The sequence below is a fragment of the Burkholderia sp. MSMB1078WGS genome, from assembly GCF_001528895.1.
GTDB lineage: Bacteria > Pseudomonadota > Gammaproteobacteria > Burkholderiales > Burkholderiaceae > Burkholderia.
Genome location: NZ_LPDI01000015.1, coordinates 1 through 17,221, shown reverse-complemented (window position 1 = coordinate 17,221; position 17,221 = coordinate 1). Strand labels below are relative to the sequence as shown.

The following is a 17,221-nucleotide window of genomic DNA, read 5'->3' as shown; positions in this document are numbered from 1 at the left end:
TGAAGGGCTGTCGTTTTTACATGCCTGACTGACCGGCGGCTGCACTTACATGCGCGGTATCGACCGGATATCCGAACTGTCTCCTGCCGCCGGGTCGCCGGCCGCCGGATCGTCATCCGTGTCCGGAATCGGCGCCCCCGGGTCATACCGCACCACCGCGCCATGTTCGATCCGGTGCGGGAACGGCGGCGGCTCGTCCACCTCGTCGCCGAAGCGCGCGCGCACGAACGCGCGCAGCAGCGCTTCGCGCGCCGTGCGGCCGCGAGCACCGCAGGTCGACGGGCCGTCGACGAAGGTCGCGTCGCATTCGACGGTGTTGCCGTGGCCGGCAATCCGCAGGTCGGTCACGCGATCGAGCACCGCGCCCGCATCGGCCCACGATGCCGAAGGCGCGAACGGCGCGTCGAGGTGCCGAAGCGCGTCGCATGCGGCCGTCACGACGACGGTGGGCGAGACGGCCGTGAAGCGCAGCGTGTCTTCGTCATCCGCGCACAACGCGCGTGCGCACCAGTAATCGAGATCCTTTCCGTCGAGTGCGTCGGTTCGCATGAGCGGGCTCCGTCGTATCGAAAAAAGCTCACCGCGCAAGTGCCGTGCCCGTCGCGGGCGTCGCGCGCATCCGGGCCACCAGCGGGTAGTGATCGGACGCGTGCCGTGCCCGCGCGCTGCGATGCACGACCACGTCCACCAGCAACTCGCCCGGATGGATCCAGATCCGGTCCAGCGAGAACACCGGCCACACGGTCGGAAACGTGCGCGGCGCGGGCGCGCGCCGGAACCGCGTGACGAGCGCTTGCAGCGCGCGGCCGCGCACGAACCATTCGTTGATGTCGCCGAGCAGGATCACCGGCATCGCGCCCGTGTCGAACGCCGCGAGCAGCCGCTGCACCTGCGCGCTGCGCTCGCTGGCCGACAGCCCGAGATGGGTCGCGACCACGCGGATCGTGCCGGCGCTGCAGTCGATGTCGGCGTCGAGCGCGCCGCGCGGCTCGCGCGGGTGGAACGACAGGTCGAGCGTGCGCGCCGCGCGGATCGGGCAGCGCGACAGCACCGCGTTGCCGTAGCGGCGCTCGGGCGTGTCGATCGTCGGGCCGGCCACCGCGTGCATGCCGGTCGCGTCGCGCAGGTGCGCGAGCACGTCCGGCGCGCGCGTGCCGCCGAGCGGTACTTCCTGCAGCGCGATCACGTCCGCGTCGAGTTCGTCGATCACCGCCGCGATCCGGTCGGCCGCGCGCGCGTGCCACACGCCGTAGCCGCCGCGGATGTTGTAGGTCGCGATCCGCAGGTCGCGCCCGCCCGGCGCGGCGACGGGCGCCGCGTCGGCGGTGACGACCTGCGGCGGCGGGGCCGCGTGCGTGCTCAGCGCCATCGTCGCAGCATCCTCACGAGCAGGATCGACACGCCGACGAGCGCGAGGCCGATTGCCGCGAGCCACGCGAACGCGCCCGGCCCGGGATGACTGAGCGCGGCCGTCAACTGGTGCGCGAACGTGACGGTCAGCACGATGCCGGGCAGCATCCCGAGCGCGGTGCCGACGAGGAAGTCGCGCAGCCCGATGTGCGACGCGCCGGCGACGAGGTTCACGACGGTGAACGGCGCGATCGGCAGCAGTCGCAGCACGGCCATCGCGACCACGCCGCGCCGGCCGATGTGCTCGCTCAGCCGGTTCGCGCGCGGGCCGGCGAGCCGGCGCACCGCGTCGCGCCCGAGCCAGCGACCGAGCGCGTAGGTTGCCGCGGCGGCCGCCATCGAACCGACTCCCGCATACGCGAAGCCCGGCCACGCGCCGAACACGAGCCCCGTCGCGGCGATCAGCAGCGTGATCGGCACCGCGAAGGTCGCCGCGACCACGTAGGCCGCGAGCAGCAGCGCAGGCGCGGCCGGCAGCCGCGCGATGCCGGCCACTGCGCGCGACAGCGACGCGACGTTCAGGTGCGCGCCCAGCGGCGTGAAGCGCCACGCGAGCGCCAGCGCGGCGATGGCCAGCACGATCGCCCCCAGTACGAAAAAGCGCGCGGTGAGCGAGCGATGCTGCTCGTGCGGCACGAATTCGCGGACGAACCGGTCCGGCTCGATCGGCTGCTCGGGGTCGAGCCGCGCGCTGACCGGCACGAGCGCTTCGAATTGCGGCGACACGGCCGGGTCGAGCGTGCGCAGCGTGCGGCCCGGCTTCGCGCGCAGCCGGTCGAGCACGACGTTCGGCCGTTCCCCGCACGCGAACGCGTCGGCCACCGCATCGGGCGTCGTGCCGAGATGCTCCGCCAGCAGCCGCTCGCGCATGCGGGCGATCGCGCCGCGAATGCGTGCGTCGCCGGCCGCGACGAGCGCGATGCAGCATTCGGTATCGAGCAGCATCGAGCGGTTGTTCAGGTTCGCGCTGCCGATCACGATGCATTCGTCGTCGACGATCGCGACCTTGCTGTGCACGTTCACGCACGCGTCGCCGAGCCCGTCGACGTGCGGATACAGCAGCCGGTAGCGGTCGAAGCGGTCGGCCGCCGCGAGCGTCGCGTGCAGCCGCGCGCGCAGCACGCCCATCGTCGCTTCCTGCAGCCAGCCGCTTTGCACGCGCGGCGCGACGACCGTCACGTCCGGCCCGTGCGCGTCGGCGAGGCGCGCGGACAACGCTTCGCGCACGACCGCCGCGGTGAAGTACTGGTTTTCGACATACAGGTGCCGCCGTGCGGCGCGGATCGCGTCCTCGACGAGCGCGCGCACCTGCCGCACCGGCTCGCGGCCGCCGTGGCGCGGCGCCGTGTACGCGATGCCGAGCCGCACGTCGCGTACGTCGACGCGCGCATCGGGCGGCCACGGGTCGTCGTCCGCCCGGTCGAGATGGCGCCGCGCGCGGATCGCGATCGGGCGCCCGCATGCCTGCAGCCAGCGGGAGCGCGCCTGTTCGCCGATTGCGGCGGCGGCGTCGCCGTCGAACATCGCGTGCACGTCGTGGAACGGCCCGTACGGCATGCCGTGCTCGTCGCGGCGGCGCGGGTCGTCGGCCGCATGCGCGGGCGTGTCCCAGCGGGCGCGCGTCAGGTCGAGGCCGCCGACGAACGCGAGCCGATCGTCGATCACGACCAGCTTCTGATGATGCGACGCGCCCCGCGGGTGCGCATCGTCGAGCCGGAACCGGATGCCGCGATGCGCGCGCCAGCCGGCCCGATACACGGGCGGCCAGTCGCGCTCCAGCGCGTAGATCATCGCGAAGTCCCACGCGAGCACGTAGATGCGCAGGTTATGGCGGGCGGATGCGAGCGCATGCAGAAAGGCCGCGAGCGTGTCGGGCAACGAGTCGTCGGCGCCGCCCGGCGCGAGCCGCATCCGGCTGTCCACGTCCCAGCCGACGATGAACACCGTATAGCGTGCGCGCAGCAGCGCCGCGCGCAGCGTCGAGAAGTACGCGTCGCCGTCGACCAGCATCGCGAAGCGGTCCGCGCCGCGGATCGCGTCGCAGTTGCGCCCGCGCTCGAGCAGGCCGTGCCGCAGCGGGCCGTCCGCCGGCGCGGCGTCGAGCCGGCGGTCGTCGGCGCGGGCGATGCGATCGGGCACGATCATCGGGCGCCGACGTCCCGGTCGCCGTCGAGCCACTGCAACAGCGCATCGCAGCGTGCGCGCAGCGCCTGCAGTTCCGGCGAATCCGCGTCGATCCGCACGCGTTCGCCGCTGTGCGGATCGCCGTGCGCGACCGCGATCTCGTAGATCTCCTGCGCGATCGTCGCCGACGCGTGCGCGATCCTGATCCGGTCCAGCCAGTCGCATTCGGCGTGGCGGCACGCGAGCCACGCGCGCAACGCGCCGACCAGCTGGCCGGTCGTGAGCCAGGCCCCGCTGCGCATGCGCGCGGCCAGTTGGCTCGTCACGAGATAGGAGAGCAGGTCGGTCTGGGTCACGCGAAACTCCTTGACGAGGTGTCGGGTCGACAGGTCCGGACGCACGCGATGTTTTGCAGCGTCTCGCAGATCGCCGCGAATTCCGGCCCGCTCGTGCGCGAGAACGAGACGGAGATGTCGTCGGTGTCCGGATCGTCGTCCGACTGCTGGACGATGAACCGTTTCACGCGCACGCGGCCGGGGCCGAGCGCTTCGTGCAGCGTGCCGAGCGTCAGGCCGCCGCGCTCGGCCACGAGCAGCAGCGTGCGCTGCTGGCGCTGCGCGATGAAGCGGCGCTCGAGCGGCTTCACGCCCGCGAGGATCGCGAGCACGATCGCGGTGGCGCCGATCGACGCAACCACCATGCCGCCGCCCGCGGCGAGCCCGACGCCGGCTACCGCCCACAGGCTCGCGGCCGTCGTCAGTCCGCGCACCATTTCGCCGCGCAGCAGGATCGAGCCCGCGCCCAGAAAGCCGATGCCGGACACCACCTGAGCGGCGACCCGCGACGGATCGAGCACGACGCCGTTTTGCCCGCGCACGTCCTCGAAGCCGAACGTCGACACCAGCATCACGAGCGCGGCGCCCACGCACACGAGCATGTGCGTGCGCAGCCCGGCGGCCCAGTTCAGGCGCTCGCGTTCGAGCCCGATCACGCTGCCGAGCAGCGCGGCCAGCAGCAGGCGTCCGAGTAATTCGAGGTGGCCGATCATGATGTGCATCCTTTCCGGCCCTGCGCGATGCGGGCCCGTTGCGCTTCGATGCGGAAAAGGGACGCAAGCGGCGTGCCGGCCGGGCACGGCGCGTGCGCGCGAGACCGATGGCGTGCGCGGCGCGCCGCCGGCGCGCATTTTTTGCATCGTCATCGCAGATAAGACAGGAGGCCACCGTGGCACATCAACAGGACGCACAGGTTCGAGATCCGTATCGCGGTCACGAAATCCTCGTATGGGCGCGGCCCAACGAGCGAGGCGCGTGGCGCGACGAGGTACAGGTGTACGCCGCCGGCGCGCGCATCGAACTGGCTGTACCGGAGGCCGCCGGCCCCGAATGGCTGACCGAGGTCGAGGCGCTGCGCGCGGGCGTCGAGCGCGGTCGCTATCTGGTCGACAAGCGCGTGGACGACGATTGACCGGCATGGCGCTTGCGGCGCCGTGTGCCGCAACGCCGCCCCGCAGCACCCGTGAACCCATGCCGGCCCCGCGCCGGGAGGAACCGATGAGCGATCCGCGCACCCTGCATATCTACCGCTACGACCCCGATCGCGACGCGCAGCCGTACCTGCAGCGCTACGAGATCGACGTGGACCCGGCCGACCGCATGCTGCTCGACGTGCTCGGCCGCGTGAAGCGCGACGACGAGACGCTCGCGTACCGGCGCTCGTGCCGCGAGGGGATCTGCGGCTCGGACGCGATGAACATCAACGGCAAGAACGGCCTCGCATGCTTGACCAACATGCAGACGCTGCCGCGCGAGATCGTGCTGCGGCCGCTGCCGGGGCTGCCGGTGGTGCGCGACCTGATCGTCGACATGACCGACTTCTTCAACCAGTACCATTCGATCCGGCCATACCTGATCAACGACACGACGCCGCCCGCGCGCGAGCGGCTGCAATCGCCGGAAGAGCGCGACCAACTCGACGGGTTGTACGAATGCATCCTGTGCGCGTGCTGTTCGACGTCGTGCCCGAGCTACTGGTGGAACCCGGACAAGTTCGTCGGGCCGGCCGGGCTGCTGCAGGCGTACCGCTTCATCGCCGATTCGCGCGATCTGGCGACGGCCGAGCGGCTCGACGATCTCGAGGATCCGTACCGGTTGTTCCGCTGCCGGACGATCATGAACTGCACGGACGTGTGTCCGAAGGGGCTGAATCCGACGAAGGCGATTTCGGAAATCCGGACGATGCTGGTCAGGCGGACGGTGTGACGCGCGACGTGTGAATGCGTTGCAGCAGAGGTAGTACGCATCACACGCCCTGAATTTCTGGCCAGGGCCTTTCCGTGTGTCAATCGGTTTGGCCAAAAGACATCAATTAAATGCTTCAATTTAATCATCAACTCAATATCGCGGGCGCCGCCAAGGTTCCAATTGGTGCCGAGTCGATATAGCAGATTGATTGCGAAATACATGCTCGTCGCGGGCGCGGTGGCCGGCGGCGGCCTGACCGTCATTGCGAATGCGCCGAATCCGGCCGGCCTCGCGATCGTGCGCAGGGGTTTTCGCGACGAATCGGTGAGCGTGGGCGGATTGCTCGCCGCAGCCATTGTGCCGACGCTCGTTGCCAGTGCGGCACTGCTTTTTCTGTGAACGCTGCGCGCTGCCGTTGAAGTTGCTTCGCTGAACCGGATGTCAAACCGCGTTTTTCGCAAGCTGGCAGCCCTCGCGATCGGCTGCGCGTCAGCCGTCGCGGCATGCGCTGCCGCTCGCGTTCATTGGGCTGGCACGTTGCTCGGCGGCCGCTCGTTCATCCCCGGCCTTGATATCATCGCCACGTTGAATCCAGACGAGGCAACGACAGCGCCATGCCCATTTCCCCACCGTCCACCGTGCTGTCGGCGATGCGCCGTTACCAACGCGCCGCGCTGTTCGGCGGCGGTATCGTGCTGACTGTCCTTGCGCTCGTCACGTTCGGAATGGCAGTGGCGTCCATTGTTCACGTGCACCTGGCCAGCGAGCGGCGTGCGTTGACGGTCGAGGGCCTGCAGTTGGCCAGCGAAGCCGTGAAGGCGGAGCGCGTGCTGCGCAGCACGGTCTATTTCGCGGAACTCATATGGGCGCAGCGCGAAACGGCTTCGGGCGCCGAGGTCGCGCGGTTTCGCGCGAACGGCGGCCAAATGGAACTTCGGCGCGGGAGCGGGCTGCAATCGATGTTGTTCGTCAGTCCGTCGCCCGCAGCGCCGGTGCCGGAACTCGGCCGCTTCATCGCACTGACGGGGCATCTGTCGGCCACGATGGCTGCCATCACCAGCGAACAGCACTATGACCTCAGTGCTTACCTCTACACGCCGTCGCGTGACCTGGTCGTGGCTTCGCCGGCGCCCTGGCCCGATCGGGCGCGGCTCGATGCATCGCTCTCGAACCGAACCGCGCTGTTCGACGCGCTGACGCAGGCGGGCGGCAAATCGATCGCGCCCGACAAGGCGACCGATCCGCGCAACGGTTTGCGCGCGGTGCGCTGGGTCGATCCGAGCCCCAGTCCACTGACCGGCATCCCGTCGATCCGGCTGACGATCAACGCCGTGGACACGAGCGGCGCGCCGTTCGCCGTGTTCGTCAGCGAAATCCCGGTCGATCTGATGCTTCGATCGGTATCGGCTGACCGGTTCGACGGGACCTTCGTCGTGACGAACCAGGAAGGCGTACCGATTACGACGAGCGCCGAGGGTACGGCCCGGCCCGACGTGCTGGCGGCCGCCCGCGAGGTGGCCGGCGCATCGGGCATCGTGACGCGGCGGGCAAGCAATGGCGTGTTCACCGCGAGCGGACCGCTAGGCACGACTGGCTGGCGCCTCATCTATGCATACACCTGGGGCGATCTGGCAGCCGGCATCTGGCCGCAGGTCCGTCTCACGGCCGCGCTCGCGGCGGGGTTGATCGGCGTGCTGTGGGCGCTGTTGCTGTGGTTCAACCGGCGCGTGTTCGGGCCATTGCTCGAACAGTCGGCGCGCGTCGTCGAAACCGAGCACCTGAACCGGATGCTGATCGAAACCGCGCCGATCGGCCTGGGTGTGATCGAGGCCGGCACCGGCCGGCCGATGCTGTTCAGTCCCGCGACGAACGACGTGGCGGAGCGGGTGGTCACGGAAACGGATTCGCTGTTCGGAGACATTGCACGGCGCTACGTCGAGCAGCGCGATGCCGGCATCGTGCACGACGATCTCGCGCTTACCACCCGCGACGGCGACCGGATCGACCTGGCGATCAGTCTGGCGCCCGCGCGATACCGGAACGCCAGCGTGCTGATCGCGGCCTTCACCGACATCACGGACAAGAAGCGCATCGAGCAGGCGTTGCGCGACGCCAAGCTCGCGGCGGACAACGCACGGCACGCGGCCGACGATGCGAATCGCGCCAAGTCGACCTTTTTGTCGACGATGAGCCACGAGATCAGAACGCCGCTGAACGCGATCCTCGGCAATCTCGAACTGATCGAGCGCATGGCGTTGCCGGCGGCCGCGGGCGAGCGTCTGCGTGTCGTCGTGTCGTCATCGAACGCATTGCTCGGCATCATCAACGACGTGCTCGATTTTTCGAAGATCGAGGCCGGACAGATATCGATCGAATCGATTCCGTTCGATGCCGCGGCCGTGGTGCGGGACGTCGCGGCGATCTTCGAGCCGGTGGCCGACGCGAAGGGGCTGCTGTTCGACTGCATCGTCGACGACGGTCTCGCCGCGCGCTATCTAGGCGATCCGACACGCGTTCGCCAGATCGCGTCGAACCTGCTCAGCAACGCGATCAAGTTCACGGACGAAGGCGACGTGCTGATCGAGATCAACGCGACAACCGATGACGCGGGGCGGCCGTCCATTGCGATCGGCGTCAGCGACACCGGGATCGGAATTAGCGATGTGCAGCAGCGCAAGCTGTTCGAGCCGTTCACGCAGGCCGATTCGACGATCGCGCGGCGCTTCGGCGGCAGCGGGCTCGGGCTGTCGCTGTGCCGCCGGCTGGTCGACCTGATGGACGGGACGATCGACGTGAGCAGTGTGCCCGGCGAGGGTAGCCGGTTCGTCGTCACGCTGCCGTTCCCGCCGACCGATGCGCCGCTGCCTGCGGACGATTCGGCATTGGCGCTCGGCGGCGCGGCGGCGCTGGACGGCCTACGCGTCCTCGCCGTCGACGATCAGCCGTCGAATCGCGAGCTGATGCGGATGCAACTCGAGGCGATCGGCTGCAGCGTCGAGCTGGCGGAAAGCGGTGCCGATGCGTTGCATCGCCTCAACACGCAACCATTCGATCTGCTGCTGACCGACCTCAACATGCCGGGCATGGACGGCTACGTGCTCGCGCGCAGCCTGCGTGCGCAAGGGGCGACCTTGCCGATCGTCGCACTGACCGCTCACGCCGAAATCGAAGAACACCGGCGTTGCAAGGCGGCCGGCATCGACGCGGTGCTGGTGAAGCCCGTCATGCTGGCGACGCTCGATGCGACGCTGCGCCGCCTGTCGGGTGCGACCGCGTCGCCCGCGGCACGCATGCCCGATAGCGACAGCATCGGCGACGGGCGCCTGCCCGACGCGGTGCATGTGGCGTTGAGCCAGTCGGCGCACGGCCTGCTGGCGTCGCTGCGCGAGGCGCTCGCCGGGAACGACGCCGATGCGGTGCTGCGCGATCTGCATACGCTGCGCGGGATGTTCGCGATGATCCGCGAGTACCCGGTTGCCGACACGTGTGCGGAACTGGAGCGACAGGTCAAACGTGGCGAGCTGGCCGCCCTCGCGTCCGCGTTCGATGGGCTCGAATCGCTTGTCCGGCAAACCCTCGGCAGACGCGGCGCATCGGCGTTTGTGCACCAACAGTCAACAGAATAGGACCAGCCTGACGGCGCTTCGCCGCCGTTTTAAGATTGATCCGATTATCGGGATGGACGCCCGTCTCTATATTGTCCGGGTGGGGAGATCGCGTCGATTCCAGCCACGGCGCCATGCCGTGCCGCGCCGGGACCGATCGAGCTCCTGTTTGCAACGACAAAATCGAGGCCGGGGGAACGTGTGCAGGCAGATGAACTGGGTCGGCATTGGGAAGATGGTTCGTCAATTCGTGTGATGCTCGCGGACGATCATCCCGCTGCGCTGCTTGGCCTGTGCCATACGCTTGCGCGGGAGCCCGGCATGACGATCGCCGGCACGGCCCGCGGCCCGACGGAATTGCTGTCGGCGCTCGAGGCCGCGGATTGCGATGTCCTGCTGTCGGACTACGCGATGCCCGGCGACGGTCAGGACGGCTTGCCGATGTTCCGTCATATCCGCCGGCATCATCCGTCGCTACGCATCGTCGTCCACACGATGATCGACAATCCGGCCACCGTGCGGTTGCTGATACACGAAGGGATCGGCTGCCTGCTCAGCAAGACGGACGTGATCGCGCACCTGGTGCCGGCTATCCATGCCGCGTATACGGGCGGCAGCTACGTATCGCCCGCCGTCGCACAGCTGATCGGCGTGGCGTCCGGCCCGCTGCTCGGCCATCGGCGTGTGAAGGCGTGGACGGAGCGTGAAGCGAAGATCATCGAGCTCTATATGTCGGGGCTCACCGTCAACGAGATCGCGGACATGCTGCATCGCACCAAACAAACCGTCAGCGCGCAGAAAAGCACCGCGATGGCCAAGCTCGGGCTGCACAGCGACATCGATCTGATCAAGTATGTGATCGAGACTGCCGCGGCAATGCGGCCGGCGTAGCCGGCGCGACAGCGCGCGAAAGAGCCGGCACGTGGCTGCCGTCGCGCAGGCGTTCTATCGTAAAATTGCGCCGGCCGCCCTCGATCGGCAGCGCCAGATGGCACACAGGAGAATCGAATGAACGAACTGCGCATCGGTGTGGTGGTGGCCGACGACCATCCGGGGATGATCGTCGGTGTGTCGCACGAATTGTCCAGAATGAAGGAGATCGAGCTCAGGGGGCACGCGACCAATTCGACCGAGCTCGTCGAACTGCTGGAGACGACGCCGTGCGACGTGCTGGTGTCCGACTATGCGATGCCGGCCGGCCAGTACGGCGACGGTATCGCGCTATTCAATTTCATCCGTCGACGCTTTCCCGACGTGAAGCTCGTCGTGCTGACGATGCTCGACAACCCGGCGATTCTCGGCTCGCTCGACGACATCGGCGTACGGGCGATAGTCAGCAAGGCCGATGCGGTGTCGTATCTGTTCCCTGCTATTCTGACCGCGCACGCAGGCGGCCTCAAATACCATTCCCCAACCGTTTCCGATGTGCTGAAGGTGCGCGAAGCGCGCCTCGCGAGGCCCAATGCGAAGAGCGAATTGAGCGTGCGAGAAACGGAAGTCGTGCGGATGTTCGTGTCGGGCATGCGCGTCGACGACATTGCCGACAAATTGAAACGCAGCAAAAAGACGATCAGCACGCATAAGGCGCGTGCGATGGAAAAGCTCGGGATCAAGAGCGATACGGATCTGGTCAAGTATGCCGTCGAGCACGGCTGGGAAACGTCGTCCCGTGCAAAGCCCGATCAAGGTGCCTGACATGGCGTGACCGGGCGTGGCTTGCCGCCGGTTTTACCACGCTCAAACTCGCTGCCCGGTCGATTGCGGCCCCCTTGAATCGCGATCGGCCGGCGCGGACAGCGCCTGCCGCTCCCATCCCTCGACGATGTGACGCCGCTGTTGCGGCGACGAGAACAGGAATTCATTCATCGCGCCAAGGAACTCTCGGCGCTCGACACCCGCTAGTTTCGAAAACTCGATCAGAATCAGTCGCACTCTTTCCTTTTCAATATGCTTCACGATGTCGGCCTGTAACGACGCGCTTGACTGTTTAGGTGTACTGCGTCGGCGTCTTGACGCGCACCCTTGCTAAGTTAAAAGGCGTCATCGATAGTGTCCATCGGACCCGTCCGGGAATGTCAATTTTGATCTGACTTTTCGGCCGGATCGGTAATGCCAGTGGGTACTTCGATCGGGCGCGCGGTAGACGGGACGAGTCCTGTTTCAATTCCGTAGCGCACGAGGTCGACTTCTCGTTCGATATTGAGCTTCAACATCGCGTTGCTCTTCTGTGTGCTGATCGTCTTCTTGCTGCGATGCAGCCGCTCGGCGATCTCGTCGATGCGCATGCCCGACACGAACAGTCGAACGACCTCGAGCTCGCGCAGCGTAAGCCGCGGCTCGCCTCGCGTGGCACGCCCCGACAGTCTCTGCGCGCGCAGAATCCGTTCGATCGTCGGCGACATGTAGCCGCCGTTCGCATACGCGGCATGGACGGCGCGCGACAGATGCGTCGTGAGGTCCGACTTGCTGACGATGCACGGGATGTCGAGTTGCGTGAGCGCCGACAGAATCGCCGGACTTTCGAGCATCGTCAGGACGACGATTTTCAGATGCGGATAGCGCTGCTGGATCAGGGAAAGCAGCGCGACGCCGTCGCCGTAGTTGCCGGCCGGCATCGAGTAATCGCATACCAGCACGTCGAAACGCATGCGGCTCAGCAAGTCGAACAGCTCGGTGGAATTGCGCGCGAGACCGTCGACCGAGATTGACTGACTGTTCGACAGCTCGTGCTTGACACCGAACAGGATGGCGGGATGGTCGTCGGTCACGGCGACATGGATCATGTTGGTTTTCATCGATTCGATAGCCTCGCTCGATATGTCAGGGATGTATCGACAGGGTCTTCGGTCGCCGGTCGGCGCCATGCAGCGATCGCTTCGGAATGGGCGCAATGTCGGTCGCGCGCGATAACGTGGGCCACGAACGGGAACGAGAAGGACCTGAGGGTTCAGCAGCCACTTTATTGAGTCGCATTGGCCGCGAGAAGCGGCCGGGTCCTATAGAAACGTCGAGGGCCATCAGACTAGGCCTAATGTAAATCGAGCGAATTAGCTTGAGGTCTTATGCCGTTATCCGGATGGGTAGGACCAAGCTCAATCGGGAGCCTGTCGTTATCTGGCGAGGAAGATGCAGCGCGCGAAGGAATCGCGTGCGACGCCGTACGCCGCGAATGGTAGGACTAGACAGACAGGAGGGGCGGCGGCTTTTCAGCTTGGCCCGATAGGCCCGCCAATGGAGGTTCCGTAAATTGCATCGGGTGCCGAAGCAATCGGATCTTCATTGAGAGAAACACATGAACAAGTCTTATCGAGTGGTATGGAATGCGTCCACCGGGACGTGGGCGGCCGTGTCCGAAACGGCGCGTGCGCGCAGCAAGTCGACTTCGAACGCGAAGTCGGCGATCGCGACTGCGGTTGCGATGATGGCGGGCGTAGGTGGCGGGGCATTGTCATTGGATGCCCACGGAGCGCCCGCAAGCGGCAACGGCGCGCTGTTGCTGTGTGGGCCAACAACCGGGACAACAATCGGATCTGCCAGTTCGATAAGGCCCTCTTGCGCCCCATCTCTTTTTGCGCCGTATACGCCGGTATATCAGGGGCGTGCTCCTTCATTCAGTCTGGCCAACAACGCTGGAATTGACGGAAGCAATCTCGGTGTGGCGGACTTTCGGACGTACGCAGCCGTCTCCGGGAGCAAGGACGGCCACCTCGTGCTCCTCGGCGGGTCCGGCGTGCATATCTCCGGGCCGGCGGATTTTGACGACAACGTCAACCTGGCGAGCCATCGCATCAACAATCTGGCTGCTGGCGTCGCAGGTACCGACGCAGTCAACCTCAATCAGCTGAATGCAGCGATCAAGCAGGCATCGACCGATAACCCGTACGTCAAGGTGAACAGCACGGGAACGGGAGCATCGGCCGGGATTACGGGCGCAATTGCTATCGGCGAAAATGCTCGCGTGACTTCCGGGACGATTCCCGGCGCCGCAAATTCGATCGCAATCGGAACGGACGCGTCGGTCGCCGGTATCGGGTCGATCGGTATCGGTGCGAAGGCGAGCAATTTCGGTTCTTACTCGGTCGCCATCGGCGACTCGGCTTATTCGCAGCGAGGAGTCGCGCTCGGCACGCTCGCTCGCGGAAGCGCAGACGCGGCTGTTGCACTCGGGAACGGCGCGACGGCCAGCACTGGCAGTGCGGTCGCACTGGGCTCCGGCAGCGTGGCGAATCGAGGAAATGCCGTATCGGTCGGCAGCGCCGCGACCGACGGCAGCGGCTTTACACGTCAGATCGTCAACGTCGCCGCCGGCACGCAAATTACGGATGCCGTGAATCTCGGGCAGTTGAATGCCGCGATTGCGTCGGTCGACAATCCGTATGTGAACGTACGCGGCACAACCCCAGCTACTGCTACAGGCACCAAGTCGATCGCCATCGGCGACGGTGCGTATGCAGGAAATTCATATGGTGGAGACATCGGGCAAACGAATATCGCGATCGGTGCCGGCGCCCGTACGTCGGCTGGCCTGGGGCAGATTGCATTTGGCGAGGGCGCTTCAGCACAGAACAGCATTGCCGGCGGCGCGATTGCGATCGGCCGCAATGCGACCACGACGAGCCGGGGCGTCGCATTGGGCGACGGCACCCGCGTGACGGCGAACTATGGCGTCGCATTGGGCGACAATTCGCTCGCAAATCGCGGGAACAGCGTGTCCGTCGGCTCGGATACGCTCAAGCGCCAGATTACCAATGTGGCTGCCGGTACGCAGGATACCGACGCAGTGAACGTCGCGCAGTTGAACGAGGCCATCGCGAACGTCGACGGCGATAGCCCGTATTTCCGTGCGAACGGTGCAGGCAACGGCAGTGACGCGGCCAACGCGGTAGGCGCAGGCTCGGTCGCTGTCGGCTCGAACGCGTCGACGGTCACGGATGGTGGCGTCGCGATCGGCAACCATGCAGCGTCCACGATGCAGAATGGCGTCGCAATCGGTAACACCACGTCCGCATCGGAGAACGCAGTCGCTGTCGGTTACGACGCGCATGCGATGAGCGCAGGGTCGATCGCGGTGGGCGCGCGTTCGACCGCCGCCATGAATGGCGCGTCGCTGGGCTTCAACGCGAAATCCGCGAGCAACGCCGTCGCGCTGGGCGCGAATGCCGTGGCGGTCGGGGACAATTCGGTCGCGCTCGGTAATGGGTCAGCGGCGTCTGAAGCCAACACGGTGTCGGTTGGTACTGCAAGCAATCAACGCAAGATCGTGCACGTCGCGCAGGGCGCCGTGCACGCGGCGAGTACGGACGCCGTCAACGGCTCGCAGCTGTTCGACGCGGCGCAAAGCGTGGCGAGTGCGCTCGGTGGCGGCGCGACGGTGAACGCGGACGGCACGATCGGTGCGCCGACCTATCAGATCGGCGGCACGGATTTCAACAACGTCGGCGATGCGCTGACGAACCTGGACGGCCGCACGACCGAGAATACGGACGGCATCGCCGACCTGCGGGACAAGCTGACGGATAGCGGACTGGTCGACGACAACGGCAACACGCTGGCAGCCGTGACGTACGACAAGAATGCGGACGGTACGCCGAACTACGGTTCGGTGTCGCTCGGCGGGGAAAACGCACACGCGCCGGTGGCGTTGAAGAACGTTGCCGCAGGCAAGGACGACACGGATGCGGTGAACGTCGGTCAGTTGAAGGACTCGGGCCTGGTTGGCGACGACGGTCATGGCAACCTGACGTCGCTGGCGGTGACGTACGACGACGCGATGAAGACCGGCATCACGCTCGGCAACGCCGGTACGCCTGTGGCCATCCATAACGTAGCGGCAGGCGACCTGTCGGCGACGAGCACGGACGCGGTCAACGGCTCGCAACTGTTCGAGACCAACCGGAACGTCACGAACCTCGGCGACCAGATCACGAATGTTTCGAACGAAGTGACCAACGCGACGCGCTACCTCAAGGCGAACGGGCTGAACGACGGCACGGACGACGCATCGGCAACGGGCACCCGTGCCGTGTCGATCGGCGCGAACGCGAACGCCGTCGGCGGCAACGCGATCGCGTTGGGCGCGAACGCGGCAGCAAACGGCACTTCGTCGCTCGCGCTGGGCACGGGTGCGAACGCGTCCGCGATGAACTCGATCGCGCTGGGTGCGAACTCGGTTGCCGATCAGGTCGGCGTGGTGTCGGTGGGCCAAGTGGGCGCCGAGCGCCGGATCGTCAACGTCGGCGATGCGCAGGCGGGGACTGACGCGGTCAACCTGCGCACGCTCGAGGAGAAAATCGGCGCGGGTTCGGCTGCGACGCTGAATGAGGTCGATGCACGCGTGAACCAGTTCAACGATCAGGTGGCCAAGCTCCAGTCGACGCTGGACGCGATGCCGCAGGTAGCGGCGGACGGCGGCTACTTCGTCGCGGACGGCGCGGGCGACGGCAGCGATGTGCCGACGGTCGCGGCCGGGCTCGGCGGGCTCGCCGCCGGCGCGGGCGCGACGTCGAGCGGCATCGGCGGTGTCGCCGTCGGCGCGGCCGCGAAAGCGACCGGCACGCAAACCACGGCGCTCGGCACGGATGCGCAGGCGTTGAACGGCAATGCGACGGCCATCGGTGGCGGCGCAACGGCGAACGGCAGCTCGAGCGTGGCGATCGGTTCCGGTGCGGTGACCGCGGCAGGCGCCAATTTCGCGACGGCTATCGGATCGCTGGCGAACGCGGCCGGCGGCAGCGCGGTCGCGATCGGCAACGGCGCAAATGCGGGCAGCCAGAGCCTCGCGATCGGTACGAACTCGGGCGCGACGGGCGCCAACTCGGTCGCGATGGGCTTCAACACGAAGGCGAACGCCAACAACTCGGTCGCGCTGGGCGTCGGTTCGCAGGCGGATCGCGTCAACTCGGTGTCGGTCGGTGTTGCGGGCGGCGAACGTCAGATCACGAACGTGGCTGCGGGCACGGCGGATACCGATGCGGTGAACGTGAAGCAACTGAAGGATGCGGGCCTCGTGGGCACCGATCCGGGTACGGGCGACCTGGCGTCGCTGGCGGTCACGTACGGCAAGAACCCGGACGGCTCGGCGAACTTCGACGAAGTGGCGCTGAAGGGCGCTGACGGCACGACGATCTCGAACGTGAAGGCGGGCGTGGCCGACACGGACGCGGTGAACGTGAGCCAACTGAAGGGTTCGGGCCTGATCGACGACGACGGCAAATCGCTTGCAGCGGTCACGTACGACGACGCGTCGAAGGGCACGATCACGCTGGGCGGCGATCCGGCAACGGGCGGCACGAAGATCAAGAACGTATCGGCAGGCGACCTGTCGGCGACGAGCACGGACGCGGTCAACGGCTCGCAGCTGTTCGCGACGAACACCCGCGTGGGCGACCTCGAAGACACGTTGCACGACAGCGGCCTGATCGACCCGGCGACCGGCGAATCGCTGGCTGTGGTGTACGACAGCGCAGCGAAGGACAAGGTGACGCTGGGCGGTACGAGTGCATCGGCTCCGGTGACGCTGTCGAACGTGAACGCGGGCGTGGCCGACACGGACGCGGTGAACATGAGCCAACTGAAGGGTTCGGGCCTGATCGGCGACGACGGAAAATCGCTTGCTGCGGTCACGTACGACGACGCGTCGAAGGGCACGATCACGCTGGGCGGCGATCCGGCAACGGGCGGCACGAAGATCAAGAACGTATCGGCAGGCGACCTGTCGGCGACGAGCACGGACGCGGTGAACGGCTCGCAGCTGTTCGCGACGAACACCCGCGTGGGCGACCTCGAAGACACGTTGCACGACAGCGGCCTGATCGACCCGGCGACCGGCGAATCGCTGGC

Annotated in this window: 13 protein-coding genes and 2 pseudogenes; 8 read left to right on the top strand and 7 right to left on the bottom strand. The window is 66.9% G+C overall.

Annotated features, from left to right (window positions below; translation table 11 throughout):
- Window positions 1-45 precede the first annotated feature (45 nt).
- Genes WT24_RS03055 through WT24_RS03035 form a run of 5 tightly spaced genes read right to left on the bottom strand, consistent with a single transcriptional unit; the run spans window position 46 to window position 4,582 of the window.
- Entirely contained in the window at window positions 46-549 is a 504-nt protein-coding gene (locus WT24_RS03055; protein ID WP_060031178.1) for a phage protein NinX family protein, read from the bottom strand.
- Window positions 550-577: 28 nt separating this feature from the next.
- The gene (locus WT24_RS03050; protein WP_059500496.1) at window positions 578-1,369 is read right to left on the bottom strand and encodes an endonuclease/exonuclease/phosphatase family protein; all 792 of its coding nucleotides are present in this window, start codon (window positions 1,367-1,369) and stop codon (window positions 578-580) included.
- Window positions 1,360-3,555, bottom strand: coding sequence for a VTT domain-containing protein (locus tag WT24_RS03045; RefSeq protein WP_060031174.1), 2,196 nt, complete (start codon window positions 3,553-3,555; stop codon window positions 1,360-1,362). Before WT24_RS03045 ends, WT24_RS03050 begins: the two co-directional genes overlap by 10 nt.
- Window positions 3,552-3,890 (bottom strand): hypothetical protein, encoded by a 339-nt coding sequence (locus WT24_RS03040; RefSeq protein WP_060031171.1) that lies wholly within the window; start codon window positions 3,888-3,890, stop codon window positions 3,552-3,554. The genes WT24_RS03045 and WT24_RS03040 overlap by 4 nt, the downstream gene beginning before the upstream one ends.
- Entirely contained in the window at window positions 3,887-4,582 is a 696-nt protein-coding gene (locus WT24_RS03035; RefSeq protein WP_059780008.1) for an MgtC/SapB family protein, read from the bottom strand. The genes WT24_RS03040 and WT24_RS03035 overlap by 4 nt, the downstream gene beginning before the upstream one ends.
- 176 nt (window positions 4,583-4,758) lie before the next feature.
- Between WT24_RS03035 and WT24_RS03030 the strand changes: the two genes are divergently transcribed.
- From WT24_RS03030 to WT24_RS03005, 6 genes and pseudogenes are all read left to right on the top strand, one after another.
- Entirely contained in the window at window positions 4,759-5,001 is a 243-nt protein-coding gene (locus WT24_RS03030; protein WP_034209223.1) for a DUF6566 family protein, read from the top strand.
- 86 nt (window positions 5,002-5,087) lie between these two features.
- Complete coding sequence (locus WT24_RS03025) at window positions 5,088-5,795, top strand: succinate dehydrogenase/fumarate reductase iron-sulfur subunit (RefSeq protein ID WP_059500499.1); 708 nt, start codon at window positions 5,088-5,090, stop codon at window positions 5,793-5,795.
- Window positions 5,796-5,987: 192 nt separating this feature from the next.
- Window positions 5,988-6,176: pseudogene (locus tag WT24_RS03020) on the top strand (putative Na+/H+ antiporter); the annotation flags it as partial.
- Window positions 6,177-6,391: 215 nt separating this feature from the next.
- Entirely contained in the window at window positions 6,392-9,403 is a 3,012-nt protein-coding gene (locus tag WT24_RS03015; RefSeq protein ID WP_156441739.1) for a hybrid sensor histidine kinase/response regulator, read from the top strand.
- A gap of 234 nt (window positions 9,404-9,637) precedes the next feature.
- A complete protein-coding gene (locus tag WT24_RS03010) occupies window positions 9,638-10,273 on the top strand; it encodes a response regulator transcription factor (protein WP_060031165.1) in 636 nt (211 codons plus the stop codon).
- A 117-nt stretch (window positions 10,274-10,390) separates the two neighbouring features.
- Complete coding sequence (locus WT24_RS03005) at window positions 10,391-11,077, top strand: response regulator transcription factor (protein WP_059500503.1); 687 nt, start codon at window positions 10,391-10,393, stop codon at window positions 11,075-11,077.
- A gap of 42 nt (window positions 11,078-11,119) precedes the next feature.
- Here WT24_RS03005 and WT24_RS34125 read toward each other — a convergent pair whose 3' ends face one another.
- Both WT24_RS34125 and WT24_RS03000 read right to left on the bottom strand, forming a co-directional pair.
- Window positions 11,120-11,338, bottom strand: coding sequence for a hypothetical protein (locus WT24_RS34125; protein WP_156441738.1), 219 nt, complete (start codon window positions 11,336-11,338; stop codon window positions 11,120-11,122).
- 119 nt (window positions 11,339-11,457) lie between these two features.
- On the bottom strand, window positions 11,458-12,177 hold the full coding sequence (locus tag WT24_RS03000; RefSeq protein WP_059500505.1) for a response regulator: 720 nt from the start codon (window positions 12,175-12,177) through the stop codon (window positions 11,458-11,460).
- A gap of 497 nt (window positions 12,178-12,674) precedes the next feature.
- Here WT24_RS03000 and WT24_RS35700 point away from each other — a divergent pair.
- Window positions 12,675-13,244: pseudogene (locus WT24_RS35700) on the top strand (ESPR-type extended signal peptide-containing protein); the annotation flags it as partial.
- Window positions 13,245-13,601: 357 nt separating this feature from the next.
- A partial coding sequence (locus WT24_RS02995) for a beta strand repeat-containing protein (RefSeq protein ID WP_373557220.1) occupies window positions 13,602-17,221 on the top strand: 3,620 nt, incomplete at its 3' end.

What these genes read in the sequence shown, in the direction of transcription:
- WT24_RS03055 (WP_060031178.1), bottom strand. Translation starts at nt 549, where the DNA reads ATGCGAACCGACGCACTCGACGGAAAGGATCTCGATTACTGGTGCGCA.
- WT24_RS03050 (WP_059500496.1), bottom strand. Translation starts at nt 1,369, where the DNA reads ATGGCGCTGAGCACGCACGCGGCCCCGCCGCCGCAGGTCGTCACCGCC.
- WT24_RS03045 (WP_060031174.1), bottom strand. Translation starts at nt 3,555, where the DNA reads ATGATCGTGCCCGATCGCATCGCCCGCGCCGACGACCGCCGGCTCGAC.
- WT24_RS03035 (WP_059780008.1), bottom strand. Translation starts at nt 4,582, where the DNA reads ATGATCGGCCACCTCGAATTACTCGGACGCCTGCTGCTGGCCGCGCTG.
- WT24_RS03025 (WP_059500499.1), top strand. Translation starts at nt 5,088, where the DNA reads ATGAGCGATCCGCGCACCCTGCATATCTACCGCTACGACCCCGATCGC.
- WT24_RS03015 (WP_156441739.1), top strand. Translation starts at nt 6,392, where the DNA reads ATGCCCATTTCCCCACCGTCCACCGTGCTGTCGGCGATGCGCCGTTAC.
- WT24_RS03010 (WP_060031165.1), top strand. Translation starts at nt 9,638, where the DNA reads ATGCTCGCGGACGATCATCCCGCTGCGCTGCTTGGCCTGTGCCATACG.
- WT24_RS03005 (WP_059500503.1), top strand. Translation starts at nt 10,391, where the DNA reads ATGAACGAACTGCGCATCGGTGTGGTGGTGGCCGACGACCATCCGGGG.
- WT24_RS03000 (WP_059500505.1), bottom strand. Translation starts at nt 12,177, where the DNA reads ATGAAAACCAACATGATCCATGTCGCCGTGACCGACGACCATCCCGCC.